This is a genomic window from Streptomyces sp. NPDC002513, assembly GCF_053595355.1.
Genome location: NZ_JBSFXK010000048.1, coordinates 1 through 24,240, shown reverse-complemented (window position 1 = coordinate 24,240; position 24,240 = coordinate 1). Strand labels below are relative to the sequence as shown.

Here is a 24,240-nt window from a genome sequence, read left to right as displayed (position 1 = left end):
GCACTCCTCGGTCACTCGGCCGACGGGGCGATACGGAAGGTGTGGGAGAGGCGGCGCCACTCGCCGTCGACGCGGCGGCCGTCGGGGGTGGGGCCGGTCTGCGGGGCGTAGTCGACGACGAGTTCGTCCTTGACGCCGAAGACGGTGTCGCTGTCCAGGTACTCGCCGCCCGCCACGAACAGCTGGGTGACCAGCCTGCGGTGGCCGGGCGCGTCGATCATGAAGTGCAGGTGGGGCGCCCGGTAGGGGTGGCGGCCGACCGCGGCGAGCATCTGCCCGACCGGGCCGTCGTCCGGGATCGGGTACTCCGCGGGCAGGATCGACCAGAACGTGAGCCGTCCCTCGGCGTCGGTGCGCAGCCGGGCCCGCAGCACCGGCCCCTCGAGATCGGGGAGCTGCACGTCGTAGAACCCGTCCTCGTTGGACTGCCACACGTCCACGACCGCGTCCTTGACGGGCAGGCCGGCCGTGTCCGTCACCTGTACGTCCACCCACAGCGGGGTGCCGCCGAGTCCGCCCGAGATGTCACTGCCGTGCGGGACCTCGGGCGGGCCCTCCACATAGAAGGGGCCGAGGACCGCGGAGGGAGTGGTGTCCGGGGTGCGGGAGTTGGTCAGCAGATCCACCGTGCTGGACACGCCGAGCGTGTCCGACAGCAGCACGAACTCCTGCCGGGTGGGGCCGCACAGCTGTCCGGTCCGGGTGAGGAAGTCGATCGCGCCCTGCCATTCGGACTCGGTGAGGTCGTTGTCGGTCACGAAGGTGTGGAGGTGCCGGACGAGATCGGCGAGCAGGGCGCCGACCCGGGGATCGGGGGCGTTCGCGAAGCTCGCCACGACCTGGTCGGTCAGCCGCCTCAGCCGGAGGTCCGCATCGCTCTGCCGGGTGGCCGGGCGGCGCCCGTGCCAGGCGTCGGACAGCAGGGCCGCGATGCCCTCCGCGGTCACCTCGCGCGGATTCGGGTACGGCGTCGCGGCGGCCAGCTCGGCCGCACGGGCCAGATCGGACTCCGCCATGCCCAGCTCGCGCAGTGAGGTGGGCCCGCCCAGGGACGCCACCATGTCGTGGACACCGGCGGGGGCGTCCGGCACGCCGAGGGCCTCGGCGATCCTGCGCATCACCTCGGGGGCCGCGGGCGCGTTGTAGGCCATGGCGTACGGCAGGATCACGGTGTGGGTCTGGGCGTGCGGCAGGCCGAAGCTGCCGCCCAGCGTGTGACAGAGCTTGTGGTGCAGGCCCATCCCGACCGTGGCCAGGCAGATGCCGGCGAGCCAGGCCGCCTCCAGCAGATCCGCGCGCGCCTCACGGTCGGCCGGGTCGGCCGCGAGGCGGGGCAACGCCCGTCCGATCCGGGAGATCGCCTCCAGGGCCTGCCCGTCGGTGACCGGGTTCGCGTCCGCTGAGTACAGGGCCTCCACGGCGTGCGCGAGGGCGTTCACGCCGCTGGTCACCGACAGGGGAACCGGCAGGGTGAGCGTGAGGTCGACGTCGTAGACGACAGTGCCGGGCAGGATCGCGGGCGAGGACTGCGTGACCTTGTGCCCGTCCTGAGTCTCGCCGAGCACGGGGGTCACCTCGGAGCCGGCGTAGGTGGTCGGAAGGATCACCTGCGGCAGGCCGGTGCGCAGCGCCAGCGCCTTCGACAGGCCCGTCGTCGATCCGCCGCCGACCGCGACCAGGCAGTCGGCGGACGCCCCCCGGAGGACGGTGAGCGCCCGCTCGGTCACCTCCACCGGGGTGTGCATGGCCGCGCCGTCGAACTCGGCCACCACCAGATCGCCGAGCGCCGCACGGACCCGCGCGGAAGCCTGCGCGAGGGTCGGGCCGGACAGCAGCAGGACCCGGCGACGGCCGAGCCGCTCGATCTCCTCGCGGAGTCGGTCCATGGTGCCGGAACCGAAGATCACCCGCGAGGGGTGGGATGTGTAGACGAACGTCCGCATGGAGTTCCGCCTTCGCGTCTCGGTCAAGAAGCGTCATTGCCTGACCACCGAGTGTGCAAGGCGCGTTGCCGCCGACGCCTGCACGAACGGCGCGTCGTGGCTGCACGAAACGCGCGCGGACCAACGCGCCGCCGGCGCGGGAACCCCGGCACACGGGGGCCGCCGCCTCCTCGAGCGGCGGCGCCCCTGTCGTGTCGGTGCTGGTGAGGGGCGGATCCGTACGAGGAAGGACCCCAGCCTGGCAGGCGGTGATGTTCACATGCGTGCATGCGTGCACCTGGTTCAGTGACTCGTCCGGTGCCGCGTTGCAGCGTTGCGGGATGAGGAGACCCGGTCACGGGATGAGGAGACCCGGTCAATGGTCCGAACCAAGGAGGTCCGATCCGTTTCCGGCCGATCTGTCGGGTGCGGCCCGAGATTCCGCGGGGAAATCCCCGGGATGGAATGCACACGGACCTGTGATCGTTGACGATAGGAGTACCACCCGACGACTTGAAGGATCGAGAGCTAGTGAGCAGCAAGGTCCCCCCGATCATTCTGAACAACGGCGTCGAGATGCCCCAGCTGGGCTTCGGCGTCTGGCAGGTGCCGGACGCCGAGGCGGAGAGCGCCGTCGCCACCGCCCTGGAGGCGGGGTACCGCAGCATCGACACAGCCGCGATCTACGGCAACGAAGAGGGGGTCGGGAAGGCGGTCGCCGCCTCCGGCGTGGCGCGCCAGGACCTCTTCATCACCACCAAGCTCTGGAACAGCGACCACGGGTACGACTCCACGCTGCGCGCTTTCGACACCTCGCTGGAGAAGCTCGGCCTGGAGTACGTGGACCTGTATCTCATCCACTGGCCGCTGCCGTCCCGGGGCACGTTCGTCGAGACGTACAAGGCCCTCGAGGCGATCTACGCGGACGGCCGCGCCAAGGCGATCGGTGTCTCCAACTTCCTTCCGGAGCACCTTCGGACGCTGATCGACGCGACGTCCATCATCCCGGCGGTGGACCAGATCGAGCTGCACCCGCATCTGCAGCAGCACGCGGCGCGGGAGTACCACGCGGAGCAGGGCATCACCACCGAGGCGTGGTCGCCGCTCGGCCAGGGCAAGGGCCTGCTGGAGGTCCCGGCGATCGTGGCCATCGCGCAGAAGCACAACCGGACCCCGGCCCAGATCGTGCTGCGCTGGCACATCCAGCTCGGCAACGTCGTGATCCCGAAGTCCGTGACGCCGTCGCGCATCAAGGAGAACATCGAGGTCTTCGACTTCTCGCTGGACACCGAGGACATGGCGGCGATCAGCGCGCTCAACGAGGACCGGCGCATCGGCCCGGACCCGGCGACGTTCGACGTGGTCTGACGGACGACGACTCCGCGGCGCGCCCCGGACCGCTTCCACGGCGGTTTCGGGGCGCGCCGTCGTGTGTGAGCGGCGGCGAGGAACGGCCCGGTGCGGCCCGGCCCGTCGGCTCGGCATGTCCCGCTGACCCGGTGTGACCCGCTGACCCGGTGCGGCCCGCCGACCCGGGCGTTGCGCGGCGACCGGCCCGTGTTGCGCGGCAATCTTCATGCGGCGAGGGCGGCCACGAGCTGGGGTTTTCCTCCGCGGTCCGCAACTCGTGCCCGCTGCCTTGGTATGAGGTCTTGACGCGGCCATGGCGATAGGGCCACCTTGTACCGCACCCGGTAAGGAAACTTTCCTAACAGAAGGGTCTCCCCACAGTGAACACTCGAACACTGACCCTCGCCGCAGCCGCCGGCGCCGCGCTCCTCGCCACCGCGGCGCTCCCCGCCAACGCCTCGGGGGCGTCCACCCCCAAGTCCGCCCAGGAGGGCACGGTCAGCGCGGCCGCCCTCCTCGCCAAGGTGACGTCCTGTTCGCAGATATCGAACGGCAAGTACAAGACCGACGAAGAGACCTCGGCCACGATCCCCGTGTGCGGCAAGAACGGCGCGGTGTTCTGGAAGGCCGACATGGACATCGACTGCGACGGCCAGGTCACCAGCAAGTGCAACAGCGGCACCGACCCCTGGTTCCAAAACGACACCGCCTTCCACCAGTCCAACGGTGCCCCGCTGCGCGCCGACTCGCTCCCCTACGTCGTCGTACCGAGCTCCAGCAGCATCTGGAACTACTCCAACGCCGGCATCAAGGGCGGCGGCGTGGTCGCGGTCATCTACAACAACAAGGTCGAGTACGCGGTCGTCGGCGACACCGGCCCCACGCAGATCATCGGCGAGGCCTCGTACGCCACCGCGCAGGCACTGGGCATCGACTCCAACCCGGAGACCGGCGGCGCGGACTCGGGCGTGACGTACATCCTGTTCAAGAACTCCAAGGTGTCGCCGATCGAGAGCCACAGCGCGGCGGTCTCGCTCGGCCAGTCACTGGCGCAGCAGTTCATCAACAGCAACTGATCCGGGACGCCCGGAACCTCTGATCCGGGGGACCGGAACAGCCGATTCCGACGATCGGGCAGGCCCGCCCGGTGCCGCGTGCCACGCGGCACCGGGCGCGCGCGTCAGACGGGTCGCACCGCCGTGTACACCGTGTGCGCCTTCAGCACGAACACGTCCGTCCGGCGGTGCACGCTCGCCTCGTCCTCCGGGTCGAGGAGACGGTCGAGGGTGGCGCGGTCATCGGCGTCGGCACCGTCGGCCAGGGCCTCGCGCAGCCGCGCCAGGGCGGCGGCGGCATACGCCCGGGCCCGGTCGTCGACCGGAGCGGGCAGGTCCAGGAGGAAGCTCCGCGTGCCGGTGTGCTTCAGTCCGGCGGCGGTCAGCAGGGCCGGCCAGTCCTCGGCCTCGGCGACGACGCCGGGCAGCTCGGCCCGCATCCGCGCGAACCACTCCGCCTCGACCGCGTCGAGGCGCGCCTGCAGTCCCGGACGGCCGAAGCCGATGTCCCGCGGCAGGAACCGGGCGGGCAGCCCGCCCTCCAGCAGGGCCAGGGTGCCGCCCGGCGCGAGCCGCTCCGCGAACGCGGCGAGGGCGGCCCGCTGGTCGCCCAGGTGATGCAGGCTGTTGCTGGCCCACAGCAGGTCGGCCGGGTAATCCAACTCGGCGAGCGCGTCTGGGAGTTCACCGGTGATGGTGCCGAAGCGGTCGGTCAGGCCGAGACGGGCGGCCCGGGCGCGGGCTCGTTCCAGCAGCGGGCCGGAACCGTCCACCGCGACGACCCGCGCGCCGGGGAACGCCTCGGCGAAGAGACCGGAGACGACGCCGGGTCCGCTGCCCGTGTCGACGATCAGGCCGGGCTCCGGCGCCTCCTGCGCCAGCCACGCCATGACGCTCTTGTACAAGGGGGCGAACAGTTCCGCCTGCGACTCCAGCATCGAAGCCATCTCGGCCCAGTCGATGTCGGTGTCGCCGCGGTGGCCATGCCGGTGACCGTGATGGCCGTGCTCGCCGCGTTCGCCATGGTGGTCGTGGTGCTGCTCGTGCGCCATGGTGGGTCAGCCTCTCGTCTCGGTACCGCCAGCCTGCGCCGGCGTACCGCACGAAGGCCACTTCCCTTGCCGGAGCAGCAAAATCGGGGTGCCGCGGCGGCAACCTCATCGGTGCCTGGGCGCTCGCCCACCCCATGCGGCCGCTGCGTTCACGGCCCGCACCGGCCTCGCCGCGGTCCACCTGCCCGGGGGACAGCGTGTTCTGACCGTACGCCGACCCGTGGACCGTCCACGGCCGGCGCACCGCCCCCCGGGGAGCCGGGGTCCGGCCGGAACCTGGGATCTCTCAGCGCTCGTCCGGTGAACTTCCCTTTCAAAGAAGGGCTTTCGACAGCCGATGCCGTGACCTTCCCGTCAGACCAGGGGCTTTCGGAAGGCCCGCAGGGTGAACACCGGGTCGGGGCGCGGCCGGTTCTGGTCCGGTAGTGCGGCCAGCCGGGCGGCTATCCGCTCCCCGAGCGGATCGCCCGGCGTCAGCGTGGTGAACCAGCCGCGCCGCAGGTCCGCCACCGTGCCGCGGGGACTGCGGCCCTGGCCGACACCGCGGAAGCGGGCCCCTCCGGCCGGCACCAGACCGCACGCGGCGGCGTGCGCCGCGACCGTCTCCGCGGCGTCGCCGGCCGGCCGGCGCGGGCGCCGGGCGAGCGCGGCGTCGATGTCGCTGCCCACGTCGTGGGCGGCGGCCTTGTCGACGGTGGTGACGTACACACCGCCCGGACGCAGCACCCGGGCGCACTCGGCGAGCACGGCCCGGACGGCCCCGGGTCCCTCCAGGAGATGCAGCAGCCATACGCTGGTCACCGCGTCGAACGTCGCGTCCGCGAACGGCAGTCGACGGCTGTCGGCGAGGACGACGGCGCCCGGCAGCCGGGCGGCGGCCCGGCGCACCATCCCGTACGTCAGGTCCGCGCCGGTGACGCGCAGCCCCGGCCGCCCGGCCGCGAGCCGCCGGGTCACGATCCCCGTGCCGCAGCCCACGTCCAGCAGCCGGCGCGCGTCCTGCGGTATCAGTCCGAGCACGGCGTCGGCCGCCGCCGCGGCGCGCGGCTCGCCACCGCGCGAGGAGTCGTACTCCTCGGCCTCCTTGTCGTAGTCCAGCACGTGCCGTTCCCCGTTCAGTGCGCCCCGTGTCCGGGTGCCAGTTCCTCGATGCGGCGGGCGAGGCCGAAGTCCAGTTCGGTGACGCGTCCGCCCACGCTGTGCGTGTTCACCGTGAGGGAGACGGTGTTGTACCCGAGGGTGCAGTCGGAGTGGTGGTCGAGTTCCTCCTGCACCTGGGCGATGTGCACGACCAGCGCGGTCGCCGCGAAGTGCGAGCCGAGCCGGTAGGAGCGGGCGAGCCGGTCGCCGTCCAGTGACCAGCCGGGCAGCTCCGCCAGCCGGTCCTCGATCTCCTTCTGCGACAGCGGTTCGACGGGCATGACCTTTGCTCCTTCCGTACGAGGGGGGCGGGGTGCGCCCCACCTTGCCACATCCCCTCCGTGGCGCGCCGTACGCACGGCCGTGCCTCCGGGCCGTCGGCTTCGGACGCACTCCGCCGCGAGGGCGTCCGCGACAACGGTGGTCTCGGTCCCGCCCACGACACCAGCCGGGATCAGTCCGGCCGGTCGTCCATGCACCACGCCTCGGCTACGGTCCTCCGTATGACCATTGTCGCGACCGGCGCCGCCGCCTCCTCACCGGCCCCTTCCGGCCCGGCCATCGGCCCGCTGCTGCGGGGCTGGCGGGAGCGGAGACGGGTCAGCCAGTTAGAGTTGGCGCTGCGCGCGGGCTCGTCGGCCCGGCACATCAGCTTCATCGAGACGGGACGGGCACGGCCGAGCGAGGAGATGGTGCTGAAGCTCGCCGAGCACCTCGACGTCCCGGTGCGGGAGCGCAACGCGCTGCTGCTGGCGGCCGGTTACGCCCCGCACTACCCGCAGACGCCGCTGGACGACCCGTCGATGGAGACGCTGCGCGCGGGCGTGGAGCGGCTGATCGGGGGCTACGAGCCGTATCCGGCCCTGGTGGTGGACGCACGGTACGACGTGGTGGCCGCGAACCGGGGCATCGCGCTGCTTCTGGAGGGCGTCCCGGAGCGGCTGCTCGCCCCGCCCCTGAACGCGATGCGGCTCACCCTGCATCCGGAGGGTCTGGCGCCGCGCATCCGCAACCTCGGCCAGTGGCGGGGGCACTTGCTGGCGCAGATGGAGCGCCAGATCGCCCTGCAGCGCTCGCCGGCCCTGCGGGCGCTGTACGAGGAGGTGGCGGCGTATCCGGTCCCGGACCGGGGCGAGCCGGAACCCGGGCCCGAACCGGACGAGCCCGCACCGCACTTCGCGCTGCCGCTGCGGATCGAGCACGACGGCCGGGTGCTGTCCTTCGTCTCGTCCATCTCCACCTTCAACACCCCGATGGATGTGACCGTGGCGGAGCTGGCCATCGAGACGTTCCTGCCCGCCGACCCGGCGACGGTCAAATACCTTCAGTCACTGGGGTCCTGAGGGTTTCGCCGGTCTCCGACGCGCCGTCCGCCCGTTATGCTCCCCCGCACGCTTCCGGCGTCCCCCTCCCGGCACCGGCGCAACAGACCGGCTCCCGTCACGGAAATCATCCGTTCCCCGCAGACCCCATCGCACGCGCACCCGAACATGCCACACTGCTGGGGTACTTGGACGCGCAGGGGAGGCGTGGCGTGAGTGAGCGGCGGGCTGCGCCGACCGTGGGGCAGGTGGTGCTCGGGCGGCGGTTGCAGGAGTTGCGGGAGTCCGCGGGGCTCAAGCGCGAGGAGGCGGCGGAGGTGCTGCGGGTCGCTCCGGCGACCGTGCGGCGCATGGAGACCGCCGATGTCGCGTTGAAGATCCCGTATGTGCAGGTGCTGCTCACGCGGTACGGCGTTCCCGACGAGGAGATCACCGCCTTCGTCCGGCTCGCCGAGGAGGCCAACCGGCCGGGCTGGTGGCAGCGGTACCACGATGTGCTGCCCGACTGGTTCAGTCTGTACGTCAGTCTGGAGGGCGCCGCCCGCCTCATCCGGTCCTACGAGCCGCACTTCGTGCCCGGACTGCTGCAGACCGAGGACTACGCCCGCGCCGTGCTGGAGGCGGGGACCGTCGGACAGGTCCGCCCCCAGGACATCGAGCGGCATGTGGCGCTGCGCCTGGCCCGGCAGCGGCTGCTCACCCGCGAGGACGCGCCGCGCCTGTGGGTGGTCATGGACGAGACGGTGCTGCGAAGACCGGTGAGCGCGCGTCCCGAGGTGATGCGCGACCAGCTCGACCGGCTCCTGGAGGCCAGTGAGAACCCGGGGATCACCTTGCAGGTGGCCGAATTCGCCGCCGGGCCACACCCCGGAACGGCCACCCCGTTCGTGCTGTTCCGTTTCCAGGAGCCGGAGCTGCCCGACATGGTCTACAGCGAGTACCTGACCGGCGCCCTCTATCTCGACTCGCGGGACGAGGTGGCCCTGTACCTGGAGGTCCTGGACCACATGTCCGCGACGGCGGCCTCCGTCCAACGCACGAGGACGATCCTGCGCGAGTACCGGGACACCTTCTGACCCGGCCGCACGGGACGACGCACCGAGAGCACACCGCCACCCCATCAGGAGCACGCGCATGACGACCGGACACGAGGCGCGGGGCGCGCGCCCTGGAAACGGCGGTGCCGCGCCCCCCTTGTAGCGGGCGCGGCGCCGGTGGACGTGTGCGCTTCAGGCGAGCTTGGCGTCCAGGGTGATCGTCGTACCGGTCAGGGCCTTGCTGACCGGGCAGTTCTTCTTGGCACCCTCGGCGGCGGCGACGAACGCGTCGTTGTCGATGCCCGGGACGGTGCCCTCGACGGTGAGGTGGATACCGGTGATGCCCTCACCCGGCTGGAAGGTGACGTCGGCCTTCGTGTCGAGCTTGGTGGGCGGGGTGCCGGCGCCGGCCAGGGCGTGCGACAGCGCCATGGAGAAGCAGCTGGAGTGGGCGGCGGCGATCAGCTCCTCGGGGCTGGTCTTGCCGTTCGCCTCCTGGGCGCGCGAAGCCCACGTGACCGGCTGCCGGCCGATGCCGGAGGAGTCGAAGGTGACGACGCCCCCGCCCTCGAGCAGGTTGCCTTCCCAGACGGTGTGTGCGGTGCGCGTGGTTGCCACGATGAGTCCTTTCGCATGCCGTGCGAATTCCCGTCAAGACGGTCCCGTTCCCGGGTGCCAGGCCCTATCCGATCACATTCGGGCCCGGCGCACCCCACGACCGGCTCGACGTCCATGAACGCGATCGGGGGGCGAGACGCCGCTCGCGGCGGTCAGGCGGCGCGCTCCGCCTCGTCCTCGTGTCCGGTCAGCGGCACTTGGGGGCCGTCGCTCTCGCGCAGCCAGCGGCGGAAGACCTGGTGGAGCCGCTCGGCGCCGACGAGTTCGACGCCGTCCCCGGCCGGTGCGGACAGGGTCCCCGGCCACAGCAGGAAGGGCCGCCCCTGGGCGCCGCCGAGTCCGCCGTGCGAGCCGATCTGCTCCTCGAAGGCGAGGACTTCGCCCGTGGTCGCGTCGTACCAGGAGTTGACCATGATGTCGGCGGTGTGCGGGAACGAGTGGGTGCGGCGTACGGCGTCGGCGGCGCCGGGGCCGAAGACGGCCAGCGGACCGGTCCCGTCGGCGAGCCGGTCGACCGGGATCAGCACGCCGTGCGCCCCCAGCACCACCCCGCCGTGCTCCTCGCTGCGGACGAGGACGAAACCGACACCGGGGTGGTCGGCGAGCGTCGACAGCAGCGCGGGATACCGTCGGTCGATCTCCTCCTTGCTCATCCGGTGCGGCACGTCCGGGAAGGAGACGAGTCCGAGGTTGCCGGAGGCGAGCACCACGGGCTCGGAACGGTGGCGCGTCGCCGGGTGCCCCCCGCCGCTCTCCTCGACCGGCCGGCGCAGCGCGGCCCGTACCGCCGCGCGCGCCTCGGCTCCGCTGTGGGTGCTCTCCCACCGCTCACCACGTGAGGGGACTCCCCCGACGCGGCGCGGCGCGGGCAGTGCGCAGCCGGCCCGCACCAGATCGCCGAGACTGTGTCCGAAGCGGTTCCGGAAGGTCTCGCCGGGACTCTGGCCGTGGTCGGACAGCACCACGATCCGGTACGTGCGCGGGGCGCGCTCGGCGACCTGCGCCAGCAGCGCCAGCGAGCTGTCCAGCCTCCGCAGGACCTGCTCGGCGTCGCGGCTGTGCGGGCCGGAGTGGTGGGCCACTTCGTCGTACGCCACCAGGTCCGCGTAGATCGCGCTGCGCCCGGCGAGCATGTCGCCGATCACCGCGGCCACGACGACGTCCCGTTCGACGACCGTGGCGAAGGCGCGGACGAAGGGGTAGAGGCCGCCACGGGCGACCCGTGGCCGCTGCTTGCCGAGCCGGGCCCGGGTGGACTGCCCTATCTCGCGGCCGACGTCGGCGACGAACGACAGGGCGGTGCGCACGGCGTTGGCGGGATCGCTGAAGTAGGCGAAGTACCCGGCCCGGGAGCGGTTCTCCCGGCCGCGCCGCGCGGCGACGGACAGCACCAGGGCGAGCTGGTCGGCGCCGCCGCTGAACAGGTTGCCGCGGCTCGCGCCGTCGACGGTGAGGAGCCCGCCGTCACCGGTCCGCTCGATGGCGCGGCGCTGGAGTTCGGCGGCGCTGGTCGGCCGGTTGCAGACCATCACCTCGCGGCTCTCCTTCTCGTACCACCTGAAGGCCGGCACGTCGTGGTTGGAGCCGTGCAGGATGCCGAGCTGGCTGGCGCCGGTCTGGCTGGACCAGTCGGTGCGCCAGGCGGTGAGACGGTGGGAGGCGCCGCTGCCGTCGGCCGGGGCGAGCCAGGAGGCGAGGGTCGGCATCAGCCCCTTGCCGACGGCTGCCCGCAGCACATCGTGTCCGACGCCGTCGAGTTGCACGAAGACGACACCGGGGGTGAGCGGTCCGGCCTGCTCCAGGGCGCGTTCGCGCCGCCGGTCGGCGAGCCGGTGGAGCCTTCTGCGGTACGCGTCGTCGTCCCGGACGGCGAGGGCGCCGCCGGTGGCCGAGGCGACGGCGGACATCACGGCGGCGACCACCACGGCGGTCTCGGGCGCGGCCTCGCCGCGCCCGGAGGGGTTGATGCGCAGGGCGATCAGCAGCAGGGAGCCGTTGAGGAAGAAGACGAGCAGTCCGAGGACGAAGGCGGGCACGAGCAGCAGCAGCCGGACGAGCAGGGGCCACACGAGGGACGACAGCAGACCGAAGACACCGGCGCCGACCGCGGCGGTGACGGCGATATGGGTGGCGCTGTCGCCGCCCGCGGACTGCAGCCGGAAGTCCGGGAGGATCCCGGAGAGGACGAGCAGGGTGACGGTGGACGCGGCCCACACGGTGATGCTCCGACCCACTGCGCTGATCAGGCTCCGCCAACGCCCGCGCCCCACACCACACCTCACGTCCTGACCCGTCGCCCGCACCCCGCGGAGCCGCCACCCCCACCTTGTCACAACGGTCCGGGACGCGTGGCGGGAGCCTGGACGGCCCGCGGAGCGCGGCGGGATCCTGGGCGGCCCGCGGAGCACGGACCGGGCCGGGCGCCGGGTCAGCGGCCGTCGTAGCCCGCGGTCGGCATCGAGAGGCGGCGGTGGACGCGGGCCTTCATCTGGGCGTCGTACGACGGTTCCGCGTGGCCGACCGTCTCGACGCGCACACCCCGCCGCGCGCACTCGGCGGTGAACTCCTCCACGGAGGACAGGGCGCGCTCCAGAACGCGGCGGCTCGGGGCGACGAACAGGTCGACCAGGCCCGCGTCCACGTCCGACCACAGCGCGCTGTGGTCGGGGCGCAGCCCCCGGACGAGCAGTTCCCGGGTCACGACATAGCCGCGCTCCGCCGCCCAGCGGGCGCACATCGCGTGCTGGCCGCGGGAGTCGACGAGGAAGGGGTCCGCGTCCAGCTCCTCCAGCGGCGTCAGACTGGCGATCGCCGTGACCCGGACCGTGGCCGGAGCGCCGGAGGCGTCGCGTGTGCCGGAGGTGCCGTGCGTGTCTCCCATGGGGTCCCCCTCACCTCAGGGTTTCGCCGCTGACCCTACCGCTGCCCGTAGGCTCGGGGGGAGTCGCGCGAAGGAGGCAATGGGGTGCCGGTGGAGATCACATGGTGGGGACACGCCACCTGCACGGTCGAGGACTCCGGTGTGCGGGTGGTGACCGATCCTCTGTTCGCACGGCGCCTGGCTCATCTGCGGCGGCGCCGGGGTGCCCCGCCGACGCCCGAGGCGGCGGTCGCGGACCTGGCGCTGGTGTCGCATCTGCACGCCGACCATCTGCATGTCCCCTCGCTGGCCCGGCTGGCCCCGGGCACCCGTCTGCTGGTGCCGCGCGGTGCCCCCGGACAGATGCCGGGGCTGCGGCGGCTCGGCGGCCTGCTGCGGGTCACGGAGGTCGTGCCCGGCGACCGGGTGCAGGTCGGTGACCTGGTGGTACGGGTCGTCTCCGCGCGGCACGACGGACGCCGGCTGCCGGTGGGACCGCACCGCTCCCCCGCCCTGGGGTTCGTCGTCGAGGGCGAGGCCCGGACGTACTTCGCCGGGGACACGGGCCTTTTCCCGTCGATGGCCGAGGAGGTCGGGCCGGTCGACATGGCGCTGCTGCCGGTCGGCGGCTGGGGACCCTACCTCGGGGAGGGGCATCTGGACGCGGGGCGCGCGGCACAGGCGCTGGCCGAGCTGAAGCCGCGCAGTGCGGTGCCGGTGCACTACGGCACGTACTGGCCGATCGGAATGGACGCCGTGCGCCCCCATGAATTCCACACGCCGGGCCAGGAGTTCGTGCGCCTCGCCGCACAACGTGCGCCGGAGGTCACGGTGCACCTCCTCTCCCACGGGGAGAGCGTACGACTGGAAACCACCCGATGACCGCCGCCGGCTGCCGTCACCGGGAGACCGGGCGCGCTCCTGGGCGTCCGGGGGACGGTCGCACCCCCACGACCCCGGACGGTCGCATACCCACGACCCCGGGGGGCGCCCGGTGATGTTCTCCGCCGTCACAAGCGGGGCCGTGCCCCCGGAGTCCGCACAGCAGGTGGTGGGTTATCCGTCGCTGTTCCTGCTGGTGCTGATCGGTGCCCTGGTGCCGGTCGTGCCCACGGGGGCCCTCGTCAGCTCGGCGGCGGCGGTGGCCTTCCATCACACCACGCCGTACTCGCTCGCACTGGTCTTCGTCGTCTCCTCGGCCGCGGCCTTCCTCGGGGATGTCGGGCTCTACTGGCTGGGGCAGCGCGGCATGCGGTCGAAGAACGGCTCCCGCTGGCTGGAGACGATCCGCGACCGCGCCCCGGAGGAACGGCTGGCTCAGGCCCAGCAGAAGCTGAACGACCACGGCATCGCGGTGCTCACTCTCTCCCGGCTCGTCCCGGCCGGCCGAATCCCGGTGATGCTCGCCTGTCTGCTGGCCGGGATGCCGCTCAGGGACTTCGCCCGCGGTGACGCCCCGGCCTGCCTCGCCTGGGCCGTGACGTACCAGCTGATCGGCATCCTGGGCGGCTCCCTGTTCTCGAAGCCCTGGGAGGGCGTGGTGGCGGCGGTCGTGCTGACCCTCGTGATCGGCGCGGCGCCGGGGGTCTGGCACCGGGTGCGCCGCTCCGCCGCCTCCTGAGCGGCGGCTGTCAGTCCATCACCCGGGACGCCCCGACCGGCATGTCCCACAGGTGCTCACGGGCCAGCCCCGCCTTCTCCCAGGCCACCCGCACCCGGGTCAGCGGTTCCAGGACCGGCTCCGCCGACAGCACGAACGTGCCCCAGTGCATGGGCGCCATCCGGCGCGCGCCGAGGTCGGCCGTCGCCCGCACCGCCTCCTCCGGGTCGCAGTGGACGTCGCGGAGCCACCATCGCGGGTCGTAGGCACCGATCGGCATGAGCGCCAGGTCGATCCCCGGATAGCGGCGGCCGATCCGCTCGAACCAGTGGCCGTACCCCGTGTCGCCCGCGAAGTACACGCGCCGTCCGTCGGGCGCCGTCATGATCCAACCGCCCCACAGGGAACGGCAGGTGTCGGTCAGGGTCCGCTTGGACCAGTGGTGGGCGGGGACGAAGTCGAAGCGGACGCCGCCGAGTTCGGCGCCCTCCCACCAGTCCAGCTCGGTGACACAGGTGAACCGGCGCCGCCGGAACCACGGGGCGAGCCCGGCCGGTACGAACACCGGTGTCGTGACCGGGAGCCGGAGCAGGGTCGGGGCGTCCAGATGGTCGTAGTGGTTGTGGCTGATCACGACGGCGTCGATGGGGGGCAGGGCGCCCCAGGCGATGCCGACGGGGGTGATCCGGGCCGGCGTGCCGAGGATGCGCCGGGACCAGACGGGGTCGGTGAGGACGGTCAGCCCGCCGATGCGCACCACCCAACTGGCGTGCCCCGCCCAGGAGGCGGCGATCGTGCCCGTGCCGGCCGCGGGCAGCGGCTCCGGTTCGTACGGCAGCAGCGGGATGTCTCTGAGCCCCTCGGGCCCGGGCCGCACCGCGCCCTCGCGGGCGAAGCGGGCCATGGCCTTGAAGCCGGGCAGGGGTGCGGTGAGCCGGTCGGCGAAGGAGCGGGGCCACAGACGGCGCTCGCCGAGCGGACGGGGTTCGGCGAGCGGTGGGATCGCGGCCGGCGGCCCGGGGACCACGCTCAGCAGGGAGGCGGGCATCGGCTCACCCCGGTTCTGATACCCCGGAGCGGGGCTCGCGGCCGGCTCGGACTGCTGCGTCATCGAGGAGGCTCCCATCGCTGAGCGTCGTCGCGTAGATCGTCGAAGACCGATCCCAGGAGGTCCAACGCGCGTTGCAGATGTGGCAGTTCCAACGGCGCGGGGGAAAGAAGGGACTGGATGCGTTCCTCGGCGGTCGTGCCGAGGAGCGGGCCGGTGGACAGCCGGACGCGGAGCGCCGCCAGGTCGTCGCCGAAGCGGTGCCCGCCGGGCACGGGCATACCGAGCCGGGCGGTGAGGAAGTCCTCCAGCTCCTGGGCGTCGCCGACGCCGTGCGCGCCGAGCGCGGGGCGCAGCGGGTCGAGGTCGGCGTAGAGGTGGCGCCCCGCCTGCGGGGGGCGGGCGAGGGCGCCCGCGGACACCACGGTCCGGTGCATGGCGTCGGCCACGCGCGCGTGCAGCGCGATACCGGCGCCGAGGCGTTGCGCGATCTCGGGGGGCTCGTCGAGGGCGTACGCGGCCGCGGCGGCGACCGGGTCTGCGATGCGGGCACCGAGGGCGGTGAGCACGTCGAGGACGCGGGCGCGCAGCCCGGCGCCGTCGGCGGTGGCCGGGAAGCGGGCGACGGCCGCGGGCCAGCCCGTCGGCAGGAAGGCTCCGGCGAGGTCGGTGACCACGGTGACCCGTTCGGGCAGCATCTCGGCGGGGCTGAGCAGCACGGTGTCGTGCCGCCGGTGCACGGTGTCGCGCCATGTCTCGTCGCTCACCAGGTGGAGCCCCTCCCCGGCGGCGGCCTCCACGGTCTCGTGCACCAGCTCGGGCGGCGCCACGGTGGCGGTCGGGTCGTCGGCGACCGCGAGCACCAGCAGCCGTGGGTTGCCGCCTTCGGCGCGGATCCTGCGTACGGTCTCCAGGAGGGCGTACGGGTCGGGGACGCCGCCGCACTCGGCGGGTGTCGCCACCGGGAACACGGCCCGTCCGAGCGCCCTGACCTCGGGCATCCACCAGGCGGCGCAGGGCCGCGGGACGAGTACGTCACCGCCGAGCGCGGCGGTGATGGCGAGAAGCAGGGAGGCGGCGCCGGGCGCGGCGGCCACCTCGTCGGGCCGGACGGGCAGTCCGCGTCGTGCGAAGTAGCCGCAGGCGGCGCCGGGCAGTCCGGGCACGCCGCCGGTGGGCTCGGCGCCGTCGTGGCCCGCGGCGTGGACGAGCGCGGTGGACAGCGCGGGCAGGAGGGGCAGTCCATGGCCGGGCAAGGACGGGCCGTAACGGACGGGGCCGTGCCCTTCCGGATCCGTCCGCCGCATGCGTGCCTCCGCGCAGTCCCTGATGCCGTCCCCGGTCCCGGCTCGCCACGGGCACCCGCTGCCCGGCCGACCGGCACCCCGGCCCGGCGTACCCCTGTTCCCCTACGGGGCTGGTGGTGCCCCAGGGATCTGAGTACCCAAGGTTCGAGCCGATCATGGGCGTTCGGCCGGGTTCAACGGATCACGGGTTCAGCCGCGACCGGGCGCGGCGCGGCCAGACCCGGTGCAGGGCGGCGGCGAGCGCGCCCGCGATCAGCAGGCCGCCGACGACGAGCGCGGGGACGGAGCCGGTGAAGGAGCCGCCCAGGCCCGCGTGGACCCCGTGCGGGGACCCGACCGGCGGTCGGTCGCCGTTGTCCCCCTGCCCTCGCGCCCCTTGCTGCTGCCCAGGCCCGTCCTTTCGAGCCTCTCCCGGCTGCCTGCCTCGTCCCGGCTCCTGCTGCCGCCCCTGACCGTCGCCACGGGCCTGGCCCGGAGCTTGCCCGCGCCCCTGACCGTCGCCGCTCACCTGACCCGGTCCTTGCCGGCGTCCCTGACCGTCGCCACGGGCCTGGCTCGGACCTTGCCCGCGCCCCTGACCGTCGCCGCTCACCTGGCCCTGACCCTGATCCTGCTGCCGCTCCGCCCCATCGCCGCTGACTCGACCCTGATCCTGCTGCCGCTCCACCCCATCGCCGCTGACTCGACCCTGATCCTGCTGCCGCTCCACCCCATCGCCGCTGACTCGACCCGGGCCTTGCAGGCGCCCCACCTCATCGCCGCCGACCTGACCCCGGCCCTGCAAACGCCCCACCTCATCGCCGCCGACCTGACCCCGGCCCTGCAAACGCCCCGCCTCATCGCCGCCGACCTGACCCTGACCTTGCAGGCACCCCGACCCGTCATCCTGGATCTGGCCCGGCCGCCTGCCCTGCCCCTGCCCCCGCCCCTGCTGCAAGCTCAGCCCCTCGTAGCGGCCCCCGTCCGGCCGGGAGACCGGCCCGGTGTACCGGCCCTCATCCGGCTCCCACCCCGACCCGTCGTCCAGCTCCCCGCCCGGCTGCCGCCCGTACTGCTGTGCTTCGTGCCCGCCCGGCTGCCGTCCGTACTGTGGCGCCTCGCTGTCGCCCGGCCGCCGTCCGTACTGCGGCGCCTCGCTGTCGCCCGGCCGCCGTCCGTACTGCGGCGCCTCGCTGTCGCCCGGCCGCCGTCCGAACTGCTGTGCCTCGCCATCCTCCCGCCGCCCGCCCAGCCCCTGCTGCCGCCCCGGCCCCTCGTACCGGCCCTCGTCCGCCTGCCACCCCGGCCCGTCGTCCAGCGTCCCGCCCGGCTGCCGCCCGGACTGCGGCGCCTCGCCACCCCCCGGCCGCCTGCCCTCCCCGTACTGCCGCCCGGGCCGCTGGACCCCGCCCTCCCCCGGCAGCCCGTCCAGGTACTCCCCTTGCGGTCTCGGTCTGGTGTGGCCCTGCTGCTCCGGCCGGGTCTCCGGCTGCCGCCGTACCAGCGGCTGGTCCCGGCCGTCCGTCCGGCGGGGGCTGCCGTCGCCGGTGTCCGTGGACGCGGTGTCCCACGGCCTCTCGCCGCCGGGGTCCCCCGGGCACCGTCCGTCCACGCCCCCCAGCCCGTCACGGGCATCGGCGGCGGTACCGCCGCCGGAGGCGGACGCGCCGGCCCGAATCCGCGCCGTACCGCCGTACCGGACGCCCGCGCCGCCCTCGCCCCGCCCGGTCGGCGTGCCGGCGCGGCCACGGGACGCGTCGTTGCCGCCGTAGCCACCGAGACCGTCAGGGCTGTCCGGGCCGTCGAAGTCGTCCGGGTCGTCGGGGCTGTCCGGGCCGTCGGAGTCGTCGGAGCCGTCGAGGTCGTCGGCCGAGTCGCAGGAGACCGGGACCGTGGCCGTGCCGCCGGGTCCCGCGGAGCGTGAGGTGAGGTCGGCGGCGGGGTCGGCGGACGTGACCGGGGTGATCGCGCCCAAGGCGACCGCGGACGGGCCGACCGCGCCCAGGGCGGCACCGGCCAGAGCGGTGGCGGACAGGACGCGTGCACTACGACGCATAGGTGCTCCTTCGGCGGGGGGCCTGCTGGACACGGCGGCCGTGCCCTCGCAAAGCCCATGACAGCCCGCCCGGCCCCGGCCCGCGCGCGGCCGTGCCCCATTCGCGCGACCGGGACCTCCGCGCGGGTGACGCCCGCGCGTCCGCAGGCAGGCCGAGCCGCGAGGCCGGCTCCCCCTCCGGCGGTGGCGCGCTGCATCGCCTGCCCCGCCGCCTCCGCGGCACTCACCCCGCACCCCGGGCCGCCCGGGCGGCCGACCGCCTGCCGGGTTTCCGTGTCGATCGCCACCCACCGGGTACGCGACTGCCACCCCCGAACTCTGGAGGGAGTCATGCAGCGAGGCAGCGACCGGCTGAACGTTCACCGCGACGACGAGATGAAGCACGAACTGCAAGGGCTGCTGCGGTCCGGTCACCCGACGCGGACCGAGGAGTGGCACGACCCCGAGCCGAGCGCCGACGACGACCCGGCGGTCTGGGGCGGTCCGGCGGTTCCGGGCGGCGCACGCTCGGTGGCCGACGTGCGCTACGAGTTCGCACGGATCCTGGGCCGTACGGCCTTCCCGGCGCGCCGGGACGACCTGATCGAGGCCCTGCGCCGCAGCCACGCCCCGGACACGCTCGTCGAGACCGTGGCGCGGCTTCCGCGCTCGGCGCGCTACGCCAACGCCCAGCAGCTCGCCGAGGCCGTCGTGGAGGCATGAGGCATCGCGGGGAAGGCATGGGTCCCCGGCTGGGGGGTACTGCGGGCGTGGTCCCGCTGAGGTGCCCCGCGACGGCCGGGGGACCCGGGAATGAACCACAACGGATGGCCGAGCTCCCCCGCCCGGGCGGATGACCAGCGCCGGACGGGTGCTACGAGGTCAACCCTCTTCTGCCGTGCGTGCAGTTGGCCGGGACCGCGGTGCCCGAGGCCGCAGGGTGCGCGGAGGCGGAGAAAGGACGGTGAACATCATGCGTATCGCGTTCCTGACCGCGCCCGAGGGCGTGGAGCAGGTCGAACTCACCGACCCGTGGAAGGCGGTGTCGGACGCCGGTCACGAGCCGGTCCTGGTGTCGACGAAGCCGGGCCGCATCCAGGCGTTCCACCACCTCGACAAGGCGGACACCTTCCCGGTGGACGCGGTCGTCGGCCAGGTGGAGGCCGAGTCCTTCGACGGGCTGGTCCTGCCGGGTGGCGTGGCCAATCCGGACTTCCTGCGGATGGACGAGCGGGCCGTCTCTTTCGTCCGGTCCTTCTTCCAGCAGGGCCGTCCGGTCGCCGCTATCTGCCACGCGCCCTGGACCCTGGTCGAGGCGGATGTCGTACGGGGCCGGACCCTGACGTCGTGGCCGAGCCTGCGGACGGACATCCGCAACGCCGGCGGTACCTGGGTGGACGAGCAGGTGCGGATCGACCAGGGCCAGAACAAGCTGATCACCAGCCGCAAGCCGGACGACCTGAAGGCCTTCGACGAGGCGATCCTGACGGAGTTCGGCGGTTAGCACTCAGGAAGCCGGACGGAGTCCGGTCGGCCACCGTGGCCCGGGGCGGCCGGCACGAGGCGGGGGACGCGCGGCGGTCGGCGCGGGGCGCGAGTTCACCGAGCCGGTTCGGCTCCCCTGCACGGCCCGATGTCGGCCGCCCCCCGTTCCCGTGCCCCGTTGCGGGTCCGGCTCGCCACGACCGGGCGGCGGGGATGGCGGCGCAGGTACTCGCCCTCCAGCTGTGCCATGCGGTCGTTGTGCGCCCGCAGCGCGTCGTTCGAACCGTGCAGCAGCGTGTCGTGACGGGTGCGGTGGATCGTCTGCAGCTCCTTCATGAGCTGCTGGTCGGTCAGCCGGCCCGGGTCGACTCCGGTCATGGTGGCACCCCGCTCGTCGTGTTCCTCGGTGTGGTCCGGGTACCCGCCCGGAAAGGCACTACCCCGAGCAGCATCCGGGAGGGAGCCATGGATCTCGCGTTCCTCCATCCACTGTACGAACATCCCGGCCCCTGGGCCTCCGTATACGTCGACACCTCCCGGCACACCGAGTCCACCCCCCATGACTTCTCCCTGACCGCCCAGGCCCTCGCCCGGTGGCTGGCCGGGCAGGGCGCGGACGAGCCCACGTGCAGGGCCGTGCGGGAGGCGGTCGAGGACCTGCGCCACTCGCCCGAGCCGTACGGGAGGGCCATGTTCGCCCGTGCGGGCGAGGTGGTCCTGGATCCGCCCCTGGTCGCCGCCCCGCCCGGCTCCTCGGCCCACTGGTCGCCGCTGCCCCATACGGCGCCGCTGCTGGAGCTGGCCGGCGAGGACCCGGTGTGCGTGGTGGCGTACATCGACCGCAAGGGCGCCGAATTCGAGCTGCGCGGGGCGCTGGGCAGCGGGGAGGCCGGGCCGGTGACCGGGCAGCAGTGGCCGCTGCACCAGGCGGGCACCTCGGACTGGTCGGTGCGGCACTTCCAGCTACGGGTGGAGAACACCTGGGAGCACAACGCGGCGGAGATCGCGGACGCGCTCGCCGTCTGCGAGGAGGAGACCCGTGCCGATCTGGTGATCCTCGTCGGCGAGCAGCGTGAGCGACGCGCCGTGCGGGAGCGGCTGCCGCGACGGCTGAGGAACCGGGTGGCCGAGGCCTCGCACGGCGTGGGCAGCCGGCTGCTGGACGAGGACGTGGAGCGGATCCGGAACGCGCATGTGCGCCGGCGGGCGGACGAGGAGCTGGAGCGGTTCCTGGCGGCCCTGGCACCGGACGAGGAGGGACAGGCGCGCGCGGTCGAGGGCGTGTCCGCGGTCGTCGAGGCGGCACGCGAACACCGGATCGACGAACTCCTGATCCGGCCGGACGGCCCGGACACCGGTCGGGAGGTGTGGGTCGGCGAGGACCCGGACCAGCTCGCGATGCGCCGCAAGGACCTCAGGGCACGGGGCGAGCGGCACACCTGGCCGGTCCGCGCGGACGACGCCCTGGTGCGCTCCGTGGTGGAGACGCGGGCGGAGGCCGTGTCGGTGACGGCGGCGACGGCGGACGTACCGGTGGGCGGCGTGGGGGCGTTGCTGCGCTGGTCCTAGCCGACATTGCGCGCCAGGTCCCCGGTACGCCCGGGGCCCGAGACGCACCGGGCGCACGTTTCCGCGGCGCCCGCCCGCCACGACGTGCGCCACGGCACACGCTCCTACCGCGCCCGCTCCACCCGCCGCTCGTCCCACACCGGTTCCGGCGTCTCGCGGAGCCGGCCGTCGCTGCCGAAGACCAGATAGCGGTCGAACGAGCGGGCGAACCATCGGTCGTGGGTCACCGCGAGGACCGTGCCCTCGAACCCCTCCAGGCCCTTCTGGAGCGCCTCGGCGGACTCCAGGTCCAGGTTGTCCGTCGGCTCGTCGAGCAGCAGGGCCGTCACCCCCTGAAGTTCCAGCAGCAGGATCTGGAAGCGGGCCTGCTGTCCGCCGGAGAGCCGGTCGAAGGTCTGCTCGGCCTGCCCGGTCAGCTCGTAGCGACGCAGCCGGGACATGGCCGCGCCCCGGTCCTGGGCGTGTTCGCGCCACAGGATGTCGAGGAGCGTACGGCCCTGAAGTTCGGGGTGCGCGTGGGTCTGGGCGAAGTGTCCGGGCACGACGCGTGCCCCGAGCCGCCACTGCCCCGCGTGGGCCACATCACCGCCCGCGAGCAGCCGCAGGAAGTGCGACTTCCCGGAGCCGTTGGAGCCGAGGACCGCGACGCGCTCGCCGTAGAAGACCTCCAGGTCGAAGGCCTTCATGAGGCCCGTCAGTTCGAGCCCCGCGCAGGTGACGGCCCGGACGCCGGTTCGGCCGCCCTTGAGCCGCATTCTGATGTCCTGCTCGCGCGGCGGCTCGGGCGGCGGTCCGGCCTCCTCGAACTTCCGCAGCCGGGTCTGGGCGGCCTGGTAGCGGGACGCCAGCTCATGGCTGACGGTCGCGGCCTGACGCAGATTCAGGACCAGCTTCTTCAGCTGTGCGTGCTTCTCGTCCCAGCGTCGGCGCAACTCCTCGAAGCGGGCGAAGCGTTCACGCCGGGCCTCGTCGTACGTGGCGAAGCCGCCGCCGTGCAGCCAGGCGTCGGCGCCGGCGGGACCCGGTTCGAGTGACACGATCCGCTGCGCGGCGCGGGCCAGCAGTTCCCGGTCGTGGGAGACGAACAGGACGGTCTTGCGGGTCTCCGCGAGCCGCTCCTCCAGCCATCGCTTCCCGGGTACGTCGAGGTAGTTGTCGGGCTCGTCGAGGAGCAGGACCTCGTCGGTGCCGCGCAGCAGCGCCTCCAGGACGAGCCGCTTCTGCTCGCCGCCGGAGAGGGTGCGGACCTGGCGCCACTGGGCCTTCTCGTACGGGATGGCGAGCGCTGCCATGGTGCACATGTCCCAGAGCGTCTCCGCCTCGTAGCCGCGCACCTCGGCCCAGTCGGCGAGGGCCTGCGCGTACCGGAGCTGGGCGGCCTCGTCGTCGACGGTCATGACGGCGTGCTCGGCGGCGTCCACGGCGCGGGCGGCCTCGCGGATACGGGGCGGAGCGACCGAGACCAGGAGGTCCCGCACGGTCGTCTCGTCCCGTACGGACCCCACGAACTGGCGCATCACACCCAGCCCGCCGCTGGTGGTGACGGTCCCGCCGTGGGGCTTCAGCTCACCGGAGAGCAGCCGCAGCAGGGTGGTCTTCCCGGCCCCGTTGGGCCCGACGAGGGCGGCGACGGCGCCTTCGCCGACCCGGAAGGACACATCGCCGAGCAGCGCCCTCCCGTCCGGGAGGTAGTACTCGAGGTGCGCGGCTTCCAGATGACCCATGCGGCGCATTGTGGACGGCCACGACGGGACCGGGCAACCGGATAACGCCCGGCACCGGCCCGGACCGACCCCCCGAACCCGTCCGACTGGCAAGACGCAGGTCTCATTATTCGGCATGAGCGCCTACGGTGATGCGTACCGCTCCACGGCGAAATCCGCAGGGCGGCACCCCACCCGTACGAGGAGAAGAGGACGGGCATGCCGAAGGAGACCGCCGTCTACACGCACGGCCACCACGAGTCGGTGCTGCGCTCGCACACCTGGCGGACCGCCGCCAACTCCGCGGCGTACCTTCTCGACTCGCTCAAGCCGCACATGCGGATCCTGGACATCGGCTGCGGTCCCGGCACCATCACCGCGGACCTGGCGGAGCTGGTCCCCGACGGCCATGTCACCGGCGTCGACCGCGCGCCGGAGATCCTGGAGCAGGCCCGGGACACGGCCGCCGCCCGCGGCCTCACCAACATCGACTTCGCGGTCGCGGACGTGCACGCGCTCACCTACCCGGACGACACCTTCTGTGTGGTCCACGCACACCAGGTGCTCCAGCACGTGGGCGACCCGGTGCAGGCGCTGCGCGAGATGCACCGGGTCACCCGTCCGGGCGGATTCATCGCCGTGCGCGACGCCGACTACGCGGCGATGGCCTGGTACCCGGCATCCGAGGGCCTGGAGGACTGGCTGGAGCTGTACCGGCGGGTCGCCCGCGCGAACGGGGGCGAGCCCGACGCCGGGCGGCGACTGCGGTCATGGGCGTTGCGGGCCGGCCTCCGAGACGTCAGGGCGACCTCCAGCACCTGGACCTTCGCCACGCCGCAGGAGCGGGACTGGTGGAGCGGGCTGTGGGCGGACCGCACGCTCGCCTCCGCGTACGCCGACCGCGTCACCGAGGGCCGTCATGCGACTGCGGAGCAACTGGCGGCCGTGTCCCGGGCCTGGCGGGAATGGGGGCGGCACGCGGACGGCTGGTTCGCGGTGCTGCACGGAGAAATTCTGTGCCGAAAGGACGTCTGATTCCCGGACTTCGGGTTCCTCGGGCCTTAGAGGCCGCGCAGATAGGCGGCACGAGGCAGTCGCGACAGCAAGGCAGGCACAGGTCTGGGCGATCATGGAGTTGCGACGCTCTGTGATCACCGG

Annotated in this window: 23 protein-coding genes; 11 read left to right on the top strand and 12 right to left on the bottom strand. The window is 73.3% G+C overall.

The features are described 5' to 3' along the window. Window positions 1-11: 11 nt before the first annotated feature. Window positions 12-1,943 (bottom strand): maleylacetate reductase and hydroxyquinol 1,2-dioxygenase domain-containing protein, encoded by a 1,932-nt coding sequence (locus tag ACWD5Q_RS26295; RefSeq protein ID WP_451429513.1) that lies wholly within the window; start codon window positions 1,941-1,943, stop codon window positions 12-14. Between the two features lie 510 nt (window positions 1,944-2,453). On the opposite strand from ACWD5Q_RS26295, the gene ACWD5Q_RS26290 reads away from it, so the two are divergent. Next, window positions 2,454-3,290, top strand: a complete 837-nt coding sequence (locus ACWD5Q_RS26290) for an aldo/keto reductase (protein ID WP_451429512.1) — start codon at window positions 2,454-2,456, stop codon at window positions 3,288-3,290. Between the two features lie 362 nt (window positions 3,291-3,652). Next, on the top strand, window positions 3,653-4,348 hold the full coding sequence (locus tag ACWD5Q_RS26285; protein ID WP_451429511.1) for a glycoside hydrolase family 75 protein: 696 nt from the start codon (window positions 3,653-3,655) through the stop codon (window positions 4,346-4,348). A gap of 104 nt (window positions 4,349-4,452) precedes the next feature. Here the strand turns inward: ACWD5Q_RS26285 and ACWD5Q_RS26280 are convergent, their stop codons facing one another. From ACWD5Q_RS26280 to ACWD5Q_RS26270, 3 genes are all read right to left on the bottom strand, one after another. Further along, window positions 4,453-5,379: a class I SAM-dependent methyltransferase gene (locus tag ACWD5Q_RS26280; RefSeq protein WP_451429510.1), complete on the bottom strand. Its 927-nt coding sequence runs from the start codon at window positions 5,377-5,379 to the stop codon at window positions 4,453-4,455. Between the two features lie 354 nt (window positions 5,380-5,733). Further along, window positions 5,734-6,480, bottom strand: a complete 747-nt coding sequence (locus ACWD5Q_RS26275) for a class I SAM-dependent methyltransferase (protein WP_451429509.1) — start codon at window positions 6,478-6,480, stop codon at window positions 5,734-5,736. Between the two features lie 14 nt (window positions 6,481-6,494). Continuing rightward, the gene (locus ACWD5Q_RS26270; RefSeq protein ID WP_451429508.1) at window positions 6,495-6,800 is read right to left on the bottom strand and encodes a 4a-hydroxytetrahydrobiopterin dehydratase; all 306 of its coding nucleotides are present in this window, start codon (window positions 6,798-6,800) and stop codon (window positions 6,495-6,497) included. 222 nt (window positions 6,801-7,022) lie between these two features. Between ACWD5Q_RS26270 and ACWD5Q_RS26265 the strand changes: the two genes are divergently transcribed. Both ACWD5Q_RS26265 and ACWD5Q_RS26260 read left to right on the top strand, forming a co-directional pair. Next, entirely contained in the window at window positions 7,023-7,862 is an 840-nt protein-coding gene (locus ACWD5Q_RS26265; protein WP_451429507.1) for a helix-turn-helix domain-containing protein, read from the top strand. 191 nt (window positions 7,863-8,053) lie between these two features. Then, window positions 8,054-8,917 (top strand): helix-turn-helix domain-containing protein, encoded by an 864-nt coding sequence (locus ACWD5Q_RS26260; RefSeq protein WP_451429506.1) that lies wholly within the window; start codon window positions 8,054-8,056, stop codon window positions 8,915-8,917. Window positions 8,918-9,070: 153 nt separating this feature from the next. Here the strand turns inward: ACWD5Q_RS26260 and ACWD5Q_RS26255 are convergent, their stop codons facing one another. The 3 genes from ACWD5Q_RS26255 to ACWD5Q_RS26245 form a co-directional block, all read right to left on the bottom strand. Beyond that, the gene (locus tag ACWD5Q_RS26255; RefSeq protein ID WP_451429505.1) at window positions 9,071-9,496 is read right to left on the bottom strand and encodes an OsmC family protein; all 426 of its coding nucleotides are present in this window, start codon (window positions 9,494-9,496) and stop codon (window positions 9,071-9,073) included. A gap of 152 nt (window positions 9,497-9,648) precedes the next feature. Further along, a complete protein-coding gene (locus ACWD5Q_RS26250; protein WP_451429504.1) occupies window positions 9,649-11,766 on the bottom strand; it encodes an alkaline phosphatase family protein in 2,118 nt (705 codons plus the stop codon). A gap of 158 nt (window positions 11,767-11,924) precedes the next feature. Then, a complete protein-coding gene (locus tag ACWD5Q_RS26245) occupies window positions 11,925-12,377 on the bottom strand; it encodes a hypothetical protein (protein ID WP_451429503.1) in 453 nt (150 codons plus the stop codon). Window positions 12,378-12,461: 84 nt separating this feature from the next. On the opposite strand from ACWD5Q_RS26245, the gene ACWD5Q_RS26240 reads away from it, so the two are divergent. Next, complete coding sequence (locus ACWD5Q_RS26240) at window positions 12,462-13,238, top strand: MBL fold metallo-hydrolase (protein WP_451429502.1); 777 nt, start codon at window positions 12,462-12,464, stop codon at window positions 13,236-13,238. Between the two features lie 115 nt (window positions 13,239-13,353). Continuing rightward, the gene (locus tag ACWD5Q_RS26235) at window positions 13,354-13,977 is read left to right on the top strand and encodes a DedA family protein (RefSeq protein ID WP_451429501.1); all 624 of its coding nucleotides are present in this window, start codon (window positions 13,354-13,356) and stop codon (window positions 13,975-13,977) included. Between the two features lie 10 nt (window positions 13,978-13,987). On the opposite strand, the gene ACWD5Q_RS26230 is transcribed toward ACWD5Q_RS26235, so the two are convergent. From ACWD5Q_RS26230 to ACWD5Q_RS26220, 3 genes are all read right to left on the bottom strand, one after another. Beyond that, a complete protein-coding gene (locus ACWD5Q_RS26230) occupies window positions 13,988-15,067 on the bottom strand; it encodes an MBL fold metallo-hydrolase (RefSeq protein WP_451429500.1) in 1,080 nt (359 codons plus the stop codon). Beyond that, window positions 15,064-16,311 (bottom strand): aminotransferase class I/II-fold pyridoxal phosphate-dependent enzyme, encoded by a 1,248-nt coding sequence (locus ACWD5Q_RS26225; RefSeq protein WP_451429499.1) that lies wholly within the window; start codon window positions 16,309-16,311, stop codon window positions 15,064-15,066. Before ACWD5Q_RS26225 ends, ACWD5Q_RS26230 begins: the two co-directional genes overlap by 4 nt. Before the next feature lie 181 nt (window positions 16,312-16,492). Further along, entirely contained in the window at window positions 16,493-16,819 is a 327-nt protein-coding gene (locus ACWD5Q_RS26220; protein WP_451429498.1) for a hypothetical protein, read from the bottom strand. 54 nt (window positions 16,820-16,873) lie between these two features. Here ACWD5Q_RS26220 and ACWD5Q_RS26215 point away from each other — a divergent pair, with 54 nt between their 5' ends. The 3 genes from ACWD5Q_RS26215 (at window position 16,874) to ACWD5Q_RS26205 (ending at window position 19,829) form a co-directional block, all read left to right on the top strand. Next, window positions 16,874-18,214 (top strand): hypothetical protein, encoded by a 1,341-nt coding sequence (locus ACWD5Q_RS26215; RefSeq protein ID WP_451429497.1) that lies wholly within the window; start codon window positions 16,874-16,876, stop codon window positions 18,212-18,214. 462 nt (window positions 18,215-18,676) lie between these two features. After that, entirely contained in the window at window positions 18,677-19,048 is a 372-nt protein-coding gene (locus ACWD5Q_RS26210) for a DUF2795 domain-containing protein (RefSeq protein WP_451429496.1), read from the top strand. A gap of 250 nt (window positions 19,049-19,298) precedes the next feature. Continuing rightward, window positions 19,299-19,829: a type 1 glutamine amidotransferase domain-containing protein gene (locus tag ACWD5Q_RS26205; protein WP_451429495.1), complete on the top strand. Its 531-nt coding sequence runs from the start codon at window positions 19,299-19,301 to the stop codon at window positions 19,827-19,829. A 95-nt stretch (window positions 19,830-19,924) separates the two neighbouring features. On the opposite strand, the gene ACWD5Q_RS26200 is transcribed toward ACWD5Q_RS26205, so the two are convergent. Then, window positions 19,925-20,188: a DUF6158 family protein gene (locus tag ACWD5Q_RS26200; protein WP_451429494.1), complete on the bottom strand. Its 264-nt coding sequence runs from the start codon at window positions 20,186-20,188 to the stop codon at window positions 19,925-19,927. Window positions 20,189-20,275: 87 nt separating this feature from the next. Here ACWD5Q_RS26200 and ACWD5Q_RS26195 point away from each other — a divergent pair, with 87 nt between their 5' ends. Then, a complete protein-coding gene (locus tag ACWD5Q_RS26195) occupies window positions 20,276-21,379 on the top strand; it encodes a baeRF2 domain-containing protein (protein WP_451429493.1) in 1,104 nt (367 codons plus the stop codon). Window positions 21,380-21,483: 104 nt separating this feature from the next. Here the strand turns inward: ACWD5Q_RS26195 and ACWD5Q_RS26190 are convergent, their stop codons facing one another. Further along, window positions 21,484-23,103 (bottom strand): ABC-F family ATP-binding cassette domain-containing protein, encoded by a 1,620-nt coding sequence (locus ACWD5Q_RS26190; protein WP_451429492.1) that lies wholly within the window; start codon window positions 23,101-23,103, stop codon window positions 21,484-21,486. 198 nt (window positions 23,104-23,301) lie between these two features. Here ACWD5Q_RS26190 and ACWD5Q_RS26185 point away from each other — a divergent pair, with 198 nt between their 5' ends. After that, a complete protein-coding gene (locus tag ACWD5Q_RS26185) occupies window positions 23,302-24,117 on the top strand; it encodes a class I SAM-dependent methyltransferase (RefSeq protein ID WP_451429491.1) in 816 nt (271 codons plus the stop codon). The last annotated feature ends 123 nt before the right edge of the window (window positions 24,118-24,240 follow it).

Excerpts from the sequence above, each read along its gene's own strand:
- ACWD5Q_RS26295 (WP_451429513.1), bottom strand. The coding sequence starts at position 1,943 with ATGCGGACGTTCGTCTACACATCCCACCCCTCGCGGGTGATCTTCGGT.
- ACWD5Q_RS26280 (WP_451429510.1), bottom strand. The coding sequence starts at position 5,379 with ATGGCGCACGAGCAGCACCACGACCACCATGGCGAACGCGGCGAGCAC.
- ACWD5Q_RS26270 (WP_451429508.1), bottom strand. The coding sequence starts at position 6,800 with ATGCCCGTCGAACCGCTGTCGCAGAAGGAGATCGAGGACCGGCTGGCG.
- ACWD5Q_RS26265 (WP_451429507.1), top strand. The coding sequence starts at position 7,023 with ATGACCATTGTCGCGACCGGCGCCGCCGCCTCCTCACCGGCCCCTTCC.
- ACWD5Q_RS26245 (WP_451429503.1), bottom strand. The coding sequence starts at position 12,377 with ATGGGAGACACGCACGGCACCTCCGGCACACGCGACGCCTCCGGCGCT.
- ACWD5Q_RS26235 (WP_451429501.1), top strand. The coding sequence starts at position 13,354 with ATGTTCTCCGCCGTCACAAGCGGGGCCGTGCCCCCGGAGTCCGCACAG.
- ACWD5Q_RS26230 (WP_451429500.1), bottom strand. The coding sequence starts at position 15,067 with ATGACGCAGCAGTCCGAGCCGGCCGCGAGCCCCGCTCCGGGGTATCAG.
- ACWD5Q_RS26225 (WP_451429499.1), bottom strand. The coding sequence starts at position 16,311 with ATGCGGCGGACGGATCCGGAAGGGCACGGCCCCGTCCGTTACGGCCCG.
- ACWD5Q_RS26210 (WP_451429496.1), top strand. The coding sequence starts at position 18,677 with ATGCAGCGAGGCAGCGACCGGCTGAACGTTCACCGCGACGACGAGATG.
- ACWD5Q_RS26205 (WP_451429495.1), top strand. The coding sequence starts at position 19,299 with ATGCGTATCGCGTTCCTGACCGCGCCCGAGGGCGTGGAGCAGGTCGAA.
- ACWD5Q_RS26200 (WP_451429494.1), bottom strand. The coding sequence starts at position 20,188 with ATGACCGGAGTCGACCCGGGCCGGCTGACCGACCAGCAGCTCATGAAG.
- ACWD5Q_RS26195 (WP_451429493.1), top strand. The coding sequence starts at position 20,276 with ATGGATCTCGCGTTCCTCCATCCACTGTACGAACATCCCGGCCCCTGG.
- ACWD5Q_RS26190 (WP_451429492.1), bottom strand. The coding sequence starts at position 23,103 with ATGGGTCATCTGGAAGCCGCGCACCTCGAGTACTACCTCCCGGACGGG.
- ACWD5Q_RS26185 (WP_451429491.1), top strand. The coding sequence starts at position 23,302 with ATGCCGAAGGAGACCGCCGTCTACACGCACGGCCACCACGAGTCGGTG.